This window comes from Paraburkholderia adhaesiva (genome assembly GCF_021390575.1).
Classification (GTDB): domain Bacteria; phylum Pseudomonadota; class Gammaproteobacteria; order Burkholderiales; family Burkholderiaceae; genus Paraburkholderia; species Paraburkholderia adhaesiva.
The window spans coordinates 352,338-364,715 of the sequence record NZ_JAJEJQ010000002.1; the positions used below are offsets into that span (position 1 = coordinate 352,338).

General features: G+C 63.2%; 11 protein-coding genes. 7 read left to right on the forward strand and 4 right to left on the reverse strand.

Annotated features, from left to right (window positions below; all coding sequences use genetic code 11):
• Positions 1–69 precede the first annotated feature (69 nt).
• Positions 70–1,074, reverse strand: a complete 1,005-nt coding sequence (locus L0U80_RS17145; protein WP_233867262.1) for a LysR family transcriptional regulator — start codon at positions 1,072–1,074, stop codon at positions 70–72.
• Positions 1,075–1,260: 186 nt separating this feature from the next.
• Between L0U80_RS17145 and L0U80_RS17150 the strand changes: the two genes are divergently transcribed.
• The 4 genes from L0U80_RS17150 to L0U80_RS17165 all read left to right on the forward strand — a co-directional run bounded on the left by L0U80_RS17150 (position 1,261) and on the right by L0U80_RS17165 (position 8,352).
• Positions 1,261–2,142 (forward strand): alpha/beta hydrolase, encoded by an 882-nt coding sequence (locus L0U80_RS17150; RefSeq protein WP_373322216.1) that lies wholly within the window; start codon positions 1,261–1,263, stop codon positions 2,140–2,142.
• Positions 2,143–2,179: 37 nt separating this feature from the next.
• On the forward strand, positions 2,180–3,487 hold the full coding sequence (locus tag L0U80_RS17155) for an efflux RND transporter periplasmic adaptor subunit (protein ID WP_233867266.1): 1,308 nt from the start codon (positions 2,180–2,182) through the stop codon (positions 3,485–3,487).
• A gap of 99 nt (positions 3,488–3,586) precedes the next feature.
• Positions 3,587–6,772, forward strand: coding sequence for an efflux RND transporter permease subunit (locus L0U80_RS17160; protein WP_233867268.1), 3,186 nt, complete (start codon positions 3,587–3,589; stop codon positions 6,770–6,772).
• Positions 6,773–6,786: 14 nt separating this feature from the next.
• Entirely contained in the window at positions 6,787–8,352 is a 1,566-nt protein-coding gene (locus L0U80_RS17165) for an efflux transporter outer membrane subunit (RefSeq protein ID WP_233867270.1), read from the forward strand.
• Between the two features lie 253 nt (positions 8,353–8,605).
• Here L0U80_RS17165 and flhC read toward each other — a convergent pair whose 3' ends face one another.
• From flhC to L0U80_RS17180, 3 genes are all read right to left on the reverse strand, one after another.
• Positions 8,606–9,199: a flagellar transcriptional regulator FlhC gene (flhC, locus tag L0U80_RS17170; protein ID WP_233867272.1), complete on the reverse strand. Its 594-nt coding sequence runs from the start codon at positions 9,197–9,199 to the stop codon at positions 8,606–8,608.
• Positions 9,200–9,211: 12 nt separating this feature from the next.
• Positions 9,212–9,532 (reverse strand): flagellar transcriptional regulator FlhD, encoded by a 321-nt coding sequence (gene flhD, locus L0U80_RS17175; RefSeq protein WP_233867275.1) that lies wholly within the window; start codon positions 9,530–9,532, stop codon positions 9,212–9,214.
• A gap of 509 nt (positions 9,533–10,041) precedes the next feature.
• Positions 10,042–10,794 (reverse strand): 2OG-Fe(II) oxygenase, encoded by a 753-nt coding sequence (locus L0U80_RS17180; protein WP_233867286.1) that lies wholly within the window; start codon positions 10,792–10,794, stop codon positions 10,042–10,044.
• A 374-nt stretch (positions 10,795–11,168) separates the two neighbouring features.
• On the opposite strand from L0U80_RS17180, the gene L0U80_RS17185 reads away from it, so the two are divergent.
• From L0U80_RS17185 to L0U80_RS17195, 3 genes are all read left to right on the forward strand, one after another.
• Complete coding sequence (locus tag L0U80_RS17185) at positions 11,169–11,330, forward strand: hypothetical protein (RefSeq protein WP_233867288.1); 162 nt, start codon at positions 11,169–11,171, stop codon at positions 11,328–11,330.
• Between the two features lie 277 nt (positions 11,331–11,607).
• Complete coding sequence (locus L0U80_RS17190; RefSeq protein ID WP_233867290.1) at positions 11,608–12,039, forward strand: DoxX family protein; 432 nt, start codon at positions 11,608–11,610, stop codon at positions 12,037–12,039.
• 33 nt (positions 12,040–12,072) lie between these two features.
• Positions 12,073–12,342, forward strand: a complete 270-nt coding sequence (locus tag L0U80_RS17195; RefSeq protein WP_233867292.1) for a hypothetical protein — start codon at positions 12,073–12,075, stop codon at positions 12,340–12,342.
• Positions 12,343–12,378 lie beyond the last annotated feature (36 nt).

Sequence of the window (12,378 nt, forward strand, 5' to 3'; positions counted from 1 at the left end):
CTCCTGGCGAGCGCCAGCGTGTCAGAATCCCGCGGTGCGCAAGACGTGCTTGCCGCGCTTATCGCACGGTTATGCGACCCACTCCGAAACGACTGGCGTTTCGAGGGCCGGTCCCGATTCGCGCTCTTCGAGCGTGCGCAGCGAGCAGGCTTTGTCGAGCGAAGCGCGCCCGCTCAAAAGTGGGCAGCGGTCGAACACTTCGGCGATCCAGTCGACGAACACGCGTACTTTCGGCGACAGATGCCGGCTGTGCGGATAGACGGCTGAGATCGGCATCGGCAGCGGCTTGAAGTCGGGCAGCACCTCGACGAGTTCGCCCGATTTCAGATGAGGCAGCACCTGGTAACGCGCGGGCTGGATCAGTCCGAAACCTTCGACGCCACAGGTGACATAGGCATCGGCGTCGTTCACCGAGACGAGGCTCTTGAGCTTGACTTCCACTTCCTTGCCCTCGACGAGGAACGCCCAGTCGATCACACGGCCGGTGCGGCTCGAGAAGTAATTCACCGCGCGATGGCCTTCGAGATCCTCGAGCGTTTGCGGCGTGCCGTGCCGGTCCAGATAATCCGGCGACGCGCATGACACGCCTTCGAAAATGCCGATTCGGCGCGCCACGAGCGACGAATCCTGCAGCGCGCCCACGCGCACCACGCAATCGACACCTTCCTGCACGAGATCGACCGGCCGGTCGGTCAGCCCGAGTTGCAGATCGATATCCGGATAACGCGTGTGGAATTCGCACAGAGACGGAATCACGATCAGCCGGCCAATTGAACCCGGCATGTCGATACGCAGCTTGCCGTGCGGCTTGCGATTGCGGTCCTGGAACGTCTGTTCGGTTTCATCGACATCCGCGAGGATCCGCACGCAGCGTTCGTAATACGCGGCGCCGTCCGGCGTCAGCGCGAGGCGCCGCGTTGTGCGATGCATGAGACGCACGCCGAGAAACGCTTCGAGATTCTGGATGATCGTCGTGACCGAGGCGCGCGGCATGTCGAGCGTTTCGGCTGCGCGAGTAAAGCTGTTCGTATCGACAACGCGAGTGAACACCTGCATGGCCTGAAGGCGGTCCATTAACACTCTCCAAAAGAGTTCGGCCACACCGCGCGACACGCAAAGAGGAGCGCCGCGCGCAAAAAACGAACCACATTGTTCAGGTGCGCCGAATTGTGTTGCCCGATTATAGGCATTTATTCGAAGGTCTGCCGAACGCACAATTCGCTCAATCAAACTTACTCTCGCGCATTGCGCGGTTTCGACATGGAAGCATTCAAGCCTTCGACTTCGCGTGATGTGGCCGACGATGCGGCTCAAAATGCCGCTGCGCCAGCCGCCGGCACGGGTACAGATGCGGCGGCGGGCGAGCTGATCACGACTGATGTGATGATCGAGGGCTACGCGCAGCGGATTGCCTTGCGCCTGTATCGACCCGCCGGTGCGAGCGGGTTGCCGATCCTGCTTTATTTTCACGGCGGCGGTTTCGTGCGCGGCACGCTCGACGACGCGGACGCGGCGGCACGCAGTCTCTCGGCGCGTCTGCCCGCACTCGTCGTTTCAGTGGACTACTCGCTTGCGCCGAAGTTTCCGTTTCCAGCCGCACCGGAAGACGCGTATCGCGCAGCGCTGTGGAGCATGACGCTGGGCCGCGCATTCGGCGGCGATGCGAAACGTGTGGTCGCAGCCGGTCATGACGCCGGTGGCCAGATCGCCAACGTGCTCGCGTTCATCGGACGCGATCGCGGTGACGTGCGGCTCGTGGCGCAGGCGCTTTTTGCGCCGATGCTCGATCCGAGTCTCACGCGACTCGGCGACGAGCGCCGCCTCGGCTCGGACATCACAGCGGGCGAATGCGCCGCGTGCTATCGCGCCTATCTGCCCGATGCGGCCCAGCGCGTGCACCCGTACGCGGCGCCGCTCGAATCGATGCGGCTTGCTGGACTGCCGCCGACGCTGATCGTCACCGCGCAGAACGACGTCCTGCATATCGAAGCCGAGAAATACGCAAGCCGTCTGATCGACGCTGGCGTGCGTACCCAGGTGGTGCGCTATCCGCGGATTTCGCACGCGCAGATCGCGAACTACGAGGCCGCGCTCAGCGAAGCAGTGCGCTTCTTCAAAGGCTGTTTCGAGGCCAGTGCATAACGATAACGAACATTGAACACTTCTCCTGGAGCCCGACATGTCACTCAAATCGATTTCTCGTACCCGCATCGCGTTGGCGGCGCTGGCCGTTGTCGCGATTGCGGGGTTCGGCACACTCGTCGCAATGCGGCTCGACGGCCATCCGGCTGTCGCGGCTGAAGCGCCGCCCGCGCCCGAAGTGGACGCCGCGGCCGTGGTCCTGCGTACCATCACCGACTGGCAGACTTACTCGGGGCGTCTGGCCGCCGTCGAGAAAGTCGATATTCGCCCGCAGGTGTCGGGCACGATCGTTTCCGTGAATTTCCGTGACGGCGCGCTCGTGAAGAAGGGCGATACGCTCTTCGTGATCGACCCGCGTCCGTACCAGGCCGCCGTCGATCAGGCCGCCGCGCAGCTTGCCGCTGCCACGGCGCGCACGGGCTACGCGCAGAGCGACTGGGAACGCGCGCAACGCCTCATCGGCGATAACGCCATCGCGAAGCGCGACTACGACGAAAAGCAGAACAGCGCCCGTGAAGCGAGCGCGAACCTGAAGGCCGCACAGGCGGCGCTCGAAGCCGCGCAAATCAATCTCGGCTTCACGCGCATCGTCGCGCCGGTGTCAGGCCGCGTGTCGCGCGCGGAGATTACCGTGGGCAACGTGGTGTCGGCGGGTGCAAGCGCGGCGCCGCTCACCACGCTGGTTTCGGTCTCGCCGATCTACGCCGAGTTCGACGCCGACGAGCAGACCTATCTCGACTACATCAGCCGCATGAAGGAAGGCTCGAAGGTGCCGGTGGAACTGGGGCTGGCGAACGAATCGGGCTACTCGCGCAAGGGAACGATCGAATCGGTGGACAACCGGCTCGACACGACGTCGGGCACGATCCGGGTTCGCGCGCGCTTCGACAACGACGACGGCGCGCTCGTGCCGGGCCTTTACGCGCGCATCAAGGTGAGCGGCAGTACCCCGCATCCGGCGCTCCTCGTCAACGACACCGCGATCGGCACCGACCAGGACAAGAAGTTCGTCTTCGTGCTCGACAAGGAGAATCACGTTGCGTATCGCCCCGTGCAGATCGGCTCGCAGCAGGGCAACCTGCGCGTGATCGTGGGTGGCCTGCAGCCGGGCGAGCGCGTTGTGGTGAATGGCACGCAGCGCGTGCGGCCTGGCGCAGCCGTGCGCGTGCACATGGTCCCGATGAATGGCGACCCGAACGGCGACGCGAACTCTTCGCTCGCAAAGAACCACGACGCCGACACGCTTGCCGATGCGCCGAAGGGCGGCTCTTCCGCGAAACCTGCGCAGCCCGCGGCCGTTGCCGGACAGGGGCACGCCAGCACGAAGAACAACAAGACCTCCTGACGCAGGAAGCGCGGCGCAGAGAACGAAAAACGAGCGCCGACCAGGCAATCAGACAGTTAGCTGGTTAGTGATACTAAGCGTCTACTTAACGAGCAACCCATGAACATATCGAAATTCTTCATCGACCGGCCAATCTTCGCGGGCGTGCTATCCGTGGTGATTCTGCTGGCCGGGGTGATCGCGCTGTTCCAGTTGCCGATCTCCGAATACCCTGAGGTCGTACCCCCTTCGGTGGTCGTCCACGCGCAGTATCCCGGCGCCAATCCGAAGGTGATCGCCGAAACCGTGGCCGCGCCGCTGGAAGAGGAGATCAACGGCGTCGAAAACATGCTGTACATGCAGTCGCAGGCGAACAGCGACGGCAATCTCACGCTCACGGTCACGTTCCGTCTGGGCACCGACCCGGACAAGGCCACGCAGCTCGTACAGAACCGGGTGAACCAGGCGCTGCCGCGTTTGCCGGAAGACGTGCAGCGTCTGGGCATCACGACGATCAAAAGCTCGCCGACGCTCACGATGGTCGTGCACTTGATCTCGCCGAACAATCAGTATGACATGACGTATCTGCGCAACTACGCGCTGCTCAACGTCAAGGATCGTCTGGCCCGAATCCAGGGCGTGGGCGAAGTGCAGTTGTGGGGCGCGGGCGACTACGCCATGCGCGTCTGGCTCGATCCGCAGAAGATCGCGCAGCGCAATCTCACGGCAACCGATGTGGTCAATGCAATCCGTGAGCAAAACGTACAGGTCGCAGCGGGTGTGATCGGCGCATCGCCGAGCGTGCCAGGCACGCCGATCCAGCTCAACGTCAACGCACGCGGCCGTCTCTCGACCGAAAATGAATTCGGCAACATCATCGTCAAGACGAATCCGGACGGCGGCGTGACGTATCTGCGCGATATCGCGCGCGTCGAACTCGCCGCGTCCGAGTACGGGTTGCGCTCGCTGCTCGATAACAAGCCCGCCGTGGCGCTCGCGATCAACCAGGCACCGGGTGCGAACTCGCTTGCGATTTCCGATCAGGTGCGCGCCGCGATGAAGGAGCTCAAGCAGGACTTCCCCGCTGGCGTGGATTACCGCATCGTCTATGACCCGACGCAGTTCGTGCGCGCGAGCATCGAGGCGGTCGTGCATACGCTGCTCGAAGCGATCGCGCTCGTCGTGCTGGTGGTGATCGTGTTCCTGCAGACGTGGCGTGCGTCCATCATTCCTTTGATTGCGGTGCCTGTGTCGATCGTCGGGACGTTCTCGCTGTTGCTTGCGTTCGGCTTCTCGATCAATGCGTTGTCACTGTTCGGCATGGTGCTGGCCATCGGGATTGTGGTGGACGATGCGATCGTCGTCGTGGAGAACGTCGAGCGCAACATTGCGAGCGGACTCTCTTCGCGAGACGCGACCTACAAAGCCATGCAGGAAGTGAGCGGACCAATCATCGCCATCGCGCTCACGCTTGTTGCCGTGTTCGTGCCGCTTGCGTTCATGAGCGGTCTCACGGGCCAGTTCTACAAGCAGTTCGCGATGACAATCGCGATCTCGACGGTGATCTCGGCGTTCAACTCGCTGACGCTTTCGCCTGCACTCTCCGCGCTGCTGCTGCGCGGTCACGGCGAGAAGGAAGACTGGCTCACGCGCTTGATGAACCGCGTGCTGGGCGGTTTTTTCCGTGGCTTCAACAAGGTGTTTCATAGCGGTTCGGAGGCATACGGACGCGGCGTGCATGGCGTGTTGCGCCACAAAGGCGCGATGCTGATGGTCTACGTCGTGCTGGTCGGTGCAACGGCGCTGATGGCGCATATCGTCCCGGGCGGTTTCGTTCCGGCACAGGACAAGGAGTATCTGATCGCGTTTGCGCAATTGCCGAACGGCGCTTCGCTCGACCGGACCGAGAACGTGATCCGTGACATGGGGGCGATTGCACTGAAGCAGCCGGGCGTGGAAAGCGCGGTTGCGTTCCCGGGTCTTTCCGTCAATGGCTTCACGAATAGTTCGAGCGCGGGCATCGTGTTCGTTACGCTCAAGCCGTTCAAGGAACGCAGCGGCAAGGCGCTTTCGGCCGGGGCGATTGCGGGTGCGCTGAACCAGCAGTACGCGCAGATCAAGGACTCGTTCATCGCCGTGTTCCCACCGCCACCAGTGCTTGGACTCGGCACGCTCGGCGGATTCAAGATGCAGCTTGAGGATCACGGGGCGGTGGGCTACGAGGCGCTCAATCGCGCGACGGAAGACTTCATCAAGCGTGCGGCGGCGACGCCCGAACTCGGCCCGACGTTCTCGAGCTATCAGATCAACGTGCCGCAACTGAACGTCGATCTGGACCGCACGAAGGCGAAACAGTTGGGCGTGCCCGTGACGGACGTATTCGACACGATGCAGATCTACCTCGGCTCGCTCTACGTGAACGATTTCAATCGCTTCGGTCGCGTGTACCAGGTGCGTGCGCAAGCGGATGCACCGTTCCGCCAGAAGGCTGACGACATTCTGCAGTTGAAGACGCGCAACGCCGCTGGCGACATGGTGCCGCTCTCATCGCTCGTGACGGTGACGCCTACGTATGGCCCCGAGATGGTGGTGCGATACAACGGCTTCACCGCAGCCGATATCAATGGCGGACCGGCGCCCGGTTATTCGTCGGGCCAGGCGCAGGACGCGGCGGAACGCATCGCCGCGGAAGTCTTGCCGCACGGCGTGAAGTTCGAATGGACCGACCTCACGTACCAGCAGATACTCGCCGGCAACTCGGGCATCTGGGTGTTCCCGATTAGCGTGCTGCTCGTGTTCCTCGTGCTGGCCGCGCTGTATGAAAGCCTGACGCTGCCGCTCGCGGTGATCCTCATCGTGCCGATGAGCGTGCTCTGCGCGCTAACCGGCGTATGGCTCACGCGGGGCGACAACAACATCTTCACGCAGATCGGTCTCATGGTGCTCGTGGGGCTCGCTTCCAAGAACGCGATCCTGATCGTCGAATTCGCGCGCGAACTCGAACACGATGGCCACACACCGCTCTCGGCCGCCATCGAGGCGAGCCGGATGCGTCTGCGGCCGATTCTGATGACGTCGATCGCGTTCATCATGGGCGTCGTGCCGCTCGTGCTTTCGACGGGGGCCGGTTCGGAGATGCGTCACGCGATGGGTATCGCGGTGTTCTTCGGGATGCTCGGTGTGACGGCGTTTGGTCTGATGCTGACGCCTGTGTTCTATGTGGTGCTTCGGACGATGGCGGGCGGCAAGATTCACGTCGCGCAGAAGGATCGCGGACACACGTCGTTGCCGGCAGTCGATGCCTGAGGGAGAAAAAAAGCATGACTAACTATTCACTCGCTATAGCGACGCCGGGCAACGCAGGCACATTCTGGCGCCGCACGCGGCTCGCGGCGGCTGTTGCGCTCGTCGCATGGCTTGCCGCGTGCTCGGTCGAACCGACGTATCACGTTCCCGACGCGGCAGTCCCGCGCGCATTCAAGGAGGCGCAACCCACGTCCACGAACCCGCACGACGTGGGCACCTGGGCGCCTGCCCAACCGGCCGACAACGCGAATCGCGGCCAATGGTGGGAGGTGTTCAACGACCCGACGCTGAACGCACTCGAAAGCCAGGCAGAGGCTGCGAACCAGGACCTGAAGGCCGCCGCAGCGCGCGTGCAGCAAGCGCGTGCGGTAACGCAGGCGGCGCGCGCGGCGTGGTTCCCGTCGATCGACGCGGGCTTCGGGCCGACCTACGAGCGTGAATCGCCCGCTTCGCTGTTACTGCCGCAGAACGCCAACGTACCGACACAGACGATCTGGCGTGCGCAGGGCACGGTGTCGTATGAGGCGGATCTGTTCGGCCGGGTGAGTTCGAACGTTAATGCTGCACGCGCGGATGCGCAGCAAAGCGAGGCATTGTTCTTCTCGGTGCAGTTGGCGTTGCAGGCAGACGTCGCGCAGAACTATTTCCAGTTGCGCCAGTTCGACTCGGACGTCGATCTGTATCGCCGCACTGTGGTGCTGCGCGAGGACGCGCTCAAGCTCGTCGAGCGGCGTTTCAAGGAAGGCGAAACCAGCGAACTCGACGTGGCGCAGGCGCGCAACGAACTGGCGAGCGCGCGCGCCGATGCGGTGGGCGTCGCGCGCCAGCGCGCGGCTTCGGAGCACAGTCTCGCGATCCTGCTCGGCAAGGCGCCCGCGGACTTCACGTTCCCCGAGACGCCGCTCGCGCCCGTAATCGCGCGCGTGCCACCCGGCCTGCCGTCGACGCTACTGGAACGCCGCCCCGATATCGCGGCTGCGGAGCGCGCCATGGCCGCCGCGAACGCGCGAGTTGGACTCGCGAAATCGGCGTTCTTTCCGAAGCTCGATATCACGGGCGCGTTTGGCTTCGAGTCGGCGACGCTCGGCGATCTGTTCATGTGGTCTAGCCGCGCGTTCCTGCTCGGACCGTTCGCGGGCACGATGCTCACGGTGCCGCTCTTCGACGGCGGTCGCCGCCGCGCGAATCTGGCGCAGGCGCGCGGGAAGTACGATGAGGACGTCGCACAGTATCGCCAGCAAGTGCTCATCGCCTTCCGCGAAGTGGAAGACAACCTCTCCGACTTGCGGCTGCTCGACGATCAGATCCGCGAGCAGGGCAATGCCGTGACCGCGTCGCAGCGCTCGGCGCATCTTTCGCGCACGCAGTATGAGGAAGGCGAGGTGAGTTATCTGAACGTGATCGATAGCGAACGTTCGGTGCTGGTCGCGCAATTGCAGGCGAGCCGGTTGCAGGGCTCGCAGGCGGTCGCGACGGTCAACCTGATCCGCGCGCTGGGCGGCGGCTGGGGTGACATAAAGGCCGATGATCCGAAGCGCGACCCCAGTGGTGCGGCGGTGGCGCCGCTGGCTTCGCGCTAAGGGCGTTGTACGCGTTCGCGGTGCTACCCGGTTGCGCCACGGCGCGAGCCGGGTGGTGCTGACTCGGTTGAGCGTGCAGGCGACGTTGGTGCGCTGGCGTGCCGAAAGAGCCCGTGGCGCGCCTCGCAGATGTTCAGTGGGAATCGAAACAGGAAGAGAAGGGAAATGCGCTTTGCCGTCCGGCGTGGTCTCTCGCCGGACGGCTTCGCGTCTTTATTTTAGGTCCGGGTGGGCCCGGATCTTCTCTCCTCGCTCACGCAGCCGCGGCGATGCCATCCGGCGTAACCGGAAGGTCGCTTTTGGTCTGCATGGCGCCCCGCCGCGCCGCAGCCGCCTTTTTCGTCTTGCCGGCGCGCGAAGGCGGCTGGCAGGCGCCACACACGACGTTGTGCTGCAGGTCGTGTCGGTGCGCGACGAATTTGCCGCCGCAGCGGCAGCAAGGCGTCAGCTGCAGAATATCTGCATCAAAAAATCGAACCAGGGTCCACGCACGCGTGAGATCGAGCACGGGCTCGGTCCCGCCGTGGCGGCAGTGTTCCAGATACAGCCGGAACCCCTTGGTCAGCGCGTCGAGATGCGAGCAACGCGCTTCGTTCTTCAGGAAAAGGTACGTGTTGTAGAACAACGAGGCGTGGATGTTGGCAAGCCACGTCATGTACCAGTCTGCCGAGAAAGGCAGCATTCCCTTGGGCGGCGACACGCCGCGGATCTCGCGATAAAGGCGAATCATGCGGTCGCGCGACAGAGTCAGCTCGCTTTCGAGCACCTGCATGCGCGCGCCCAGCTCGATCAGCGCAATCGCGCGAAAAACTTCCTGAGCGTCTTCCGTGAGGCTGCGCCGCGTCATGGAGGTGGTTCCTCAGGCGAATTGCGCGGCGGACTGTCCTGCTAGCAGGATAGCCGTGTGCGTGGTCGCCACGTCGGCATGCTTTGCGGTCTGCGTAAGCGCGGACAACATCCCATGGTCGTCGAAGCGGAAAAGACAAAGAATCTGGTCGGAAGCGGCCAGCCTGACGATCTGCGCGAGCGACAGACCGGCGAGCAGATCGGCCAGTTCCGACGACAGACCCAGCCGGAACATGCCGACTGGCTTGTCCTCGCGCAGCATGCGCTGCGCGAGCATCAGGTACGACAAATTAATTTCGCGGATAGAATCCAGCGTCTCGCTGCTACGGTCCATTTCTCTCTTTTCCGAAGCCCCGAATTATTAGCCCCCAGCGTTTTTTGTCGCCGTTGTCGGTCTGGTCTTGTTGTGCCGGCCGTCGCTCTTGTGTTTCCTGGCGTGGCCTTGCAATTGAAACAAGGTGTTACAACTCGTAACACCTTGGATCAAATTGTATGAGGGCCTATCTCGGAAATCAATCCCCGCTGTCAAGATTTTATTGTTCGCCGGCAAACATTTTCGGTAAATTTTTCTTCTATTTCATGTCGGTTGTATGACAACCGCCCGGGAGCCGGTGCCTGGCGTGCGTTTGGCGGGACAGCCAATAGAATTAAGGCTCTGAGAAATTTCGGTTGCATACACAACAAGTTATCCGCGCACTGTTGGCCGGATGAGACATATTCACAGTTGGAAAGATTTTCCCGAGTCGGTAAGAAATGCAAGAAGCGGAATCGACCGGTGAAAACGCGAAATGTAACAAACGATCGAACCCCTTTGATACAAATTCAACGAAATGCCGAGCGGACTTAACCGGCGTCATGTAATAAAACGCCGAGCGTATAACGCTTTCCGTCGCGAATACGGCTCACGCCGTGACGCAGTGTCGCGCGAGCCGCGCCGCGTGCGCCTTGCAGCGGGCGGTGCCGGACCGCGAACAGTACGGCGTCGCCTTTGCCGAGCGGTACGACTTCGACTCGAGATTGCCGGCGCGCGCGCTGCTCGGTCAGGACAAACTCCCCGCCACGGAAGTCGGCGCCGGGCGCGCTGAGCAGGATGGTCGCCTGGACCGGAAATACGTGCTCACCGTAGAGATCCTGATGTAGGCAGTTGTAATCGTTGTAGCCGTAGCGCAGCAGGAGCGGTGTAGGGCGCGTCTGGCCGGCTTCGTGGCAGCGCGCGATAAATGCGTCGTGGGTGGGTGGGAAATCAACGCCGGTGCCGAGCCAGTTGGCCCAGCGGTTCGCTAGCGCCACGAGTCGGGCGTACAGCAGCCGGCGCATTTCTGCGACAGTCTCCGGAAGCGGATACGCAAAGTAACGATATTCGCCGCTGCCGAACCCGTGGTGCGCCATCACGACCCGGCTGCGAAACGGCGTGTCGCGCTCGTAGAGCGACGCGAGCGCGTCGCATTCGGCGTCGTCGAGCAGGCCAGGGATCAACGCGTAGCCGCGCTGATCGAGATCGTTTTCGATGGCGGACCACAGTTGGGCGTCGAGGCGGGCCGCGATCCCATGGGAGGTCGCGGCGCGCGTACCCGGTCGAAGGGCGGTGAGGGGCATGGTGGCTCCATGGCGGTGTCAGATGGCGACAGTGTTGCGCCGGCCCGGCGCGTTCGCACTCCGGGGCTTGCGCTCCAATTCGCAGACCGCGTAGACCGGCTCGCTGCGACGTCCTCACCCGGAGCCTACGCGCGCCAGCCCGCGACAGGCGTGGCAGCCGGGTCCACGCCGCCGATTTTCCGGACACTCGCAAGCACGGCGATGACCTCGCGGGTAAGATGCAAGAGACGCAGCGTGCACTGCGCAGCCCGGCGGACTTTCGGGCATGCAGCATGCGCACGCCGGCGTCGGGAGCCGGGGCAAGCTTTATCGGTGAACGTGCGATCGCCTAGAATGAAAGCGTCACAATGTGGCGTCGCGGCGTGGAGATTGCCATGAGGGAAACCGTAGTTGCTTATCTTCTGGGCCCGGCCGTGATGCTGGCGGTGTGCGCCGTCATGTGGGCGGTGTCGCGCCGCAGCCGGGGCGTGCTCGAAGCGCGCCTCACCCGCTGGTTCGACGCCCATCGCGGCCACGGTATGCGCCACCGGCACTGAGCGTGGCCGTCAACACGCTTCCAGGCGGAGCCTGCGCGGGACGTAGCGCGGGTGCACAGAGCCCGCCGCAGTCGTTGTGTGGCGATCCAGTCGCCGGGAAGCGGCCAGTCTGCTTTAAATTCTCCGTTCTATATCAAGCACTCCGAATCAATGTTGTTGGTGACGGACAAGACGTCCACCGCGCAGGCGTTGCCGTACCACGATGGATGGCGTGTGTCGTCGCGGGAACTGTGCGCGGGTCGCACGGTCAGTTCCATATTGCACACCGGAGCCCTTCATGATGAGACTCGCCGATTCCTTCATCATCTTCATCGCACGCCTCGCTCTTGCGGTCCTGTTCCTGTGGGGCGGCGCAATGAAGCTGCTGGGTTACGCGGGCTTCATCAGCTATCTTCAGAGCAAGGGTGTTCCCTATGTGCACATCGCAGCGCCTATCGCCGTGGCGGTGGAACTGCTTGGCGGCATAGCGCTCGTGATCGGAGCGCGCACGCGGATAGTGGGTTTCCTGCTGGCCGCGTATGTCATCGTTACGGCGATTTTCGGCCACGATTTCTGGAACATCGCCGACGTCGCGCTCCAGCACGACGCGGTCGTTCACTTCTGGAAGAACGTTGCGATCGCAGGTGGCTTGCTGCTACTGGCCGTGACGGGCGCTGGGCGCGCTTCTATCGACGGAATGCGCGCACCGCGCGGCGGGCTGCGCGGCTGAGACAGCACCGGCGACGTAGCGAGGGAGCGTGCCTTGATACAGGACTTCGATTTCGTCGTGGGCGGCAAGGCCGAGCGTTTCAGCGCGAGCCTCGCAGAGGACGGTTCGCGCCGCGTGCTGATTAGCTACGCGGATACGGCGACGACACTGGTGATACTCGATGCGTCGGGTGTCCTTGGCGCGTTGATGGCCGGCCTGGAAGAGCCCGACCGGCTGATTGCCCATGCGATTCACAAGGCGCAGAGCGAGGGTCTCATCGAACGCGCGGTTACCACTGGGACGATTCAGGAAGCGTCGCTGTAGCTGGCTTACGCTTCGAGGTAACGTTTCCTGGCGTGT

What these genes read in the sequence shown, in the direction of transcription:
- flhC (WP_233867272.1), bottom strand. Translation starts at nt 9,199, where the DNA reads ATGACGCGGCGCAGCCTCACGGAAGACGCTCAGGAAGTTTTTCGCGCG.
- L0U80_RS17185 (WP_233867288.1), top strand. Translation starts at nt 11,169, where the DNA reads ATGAGGGAAACCGTAGTTGCTTATCTTCTGGGCCCGGCCGTGATGCTG.
- L0U80_RS17160 (WP_233867268.1), top strand. Translation starts at nt 3,587, where the DNA reads ATGAACATATCGAAATTCTTCATCGACCGGCCAATCTTCGCGGGCGTG.
- flhD (WP_233867275.1), bottom strand. Translation starts at nt 9,532, where the DNA reads ATGGACCGTAGCAGCGAGACGCTGGATTCTATCCGCGAAATTAATTTG.
- L0U80_RS17155 (WP_233867266.1), top strand. Translation starts at nt 2,180, where the DNA reads ATGTCACTCAAATCGATTTCTCGTACCCGCATCGCGTTGGCGGCGCTG.
- L0U80_RS17190 (WP_233867290.1), top strand. Translation starts at nt 11,608, where the DNA reads ATGATGAGACTCGCCGATTCCTTCATCATCTTCATCGCACGCCTCGCT.
- L0U80_RS17150 (WP_373322216.1), top strand. Translation starts at nt 1,261, where the DNA reads ATGGAAGCATTCAAGCCTTCGACTTCGCGTGATGTGGCCGACGATGCG.
- L0U80_RS17145 (WP_233867262.1), bottom strand. Translation starts at nt 1,074, where the DNA reads ATGGACCGCCTTCAGGCCATGCAGGTGTTCACTCGCGTTGTCGATACG.
- L0U80_RS17180 (WP_233867286.1), bottom strand. Translation starts at nt 10,794, where the DNA reads ATGCCCCTCACCGCCCTTCGACCGGGTACGCGCGCCGCGACCTCCCAT.
- L0U80_RS17165 (WP_233867270.1), top strand. Translation starts at nt 6,787, where the DNA reads ATGACTAACTATTCACTCGCTATAGCGACGCCGGGCAACGCAGGCACA.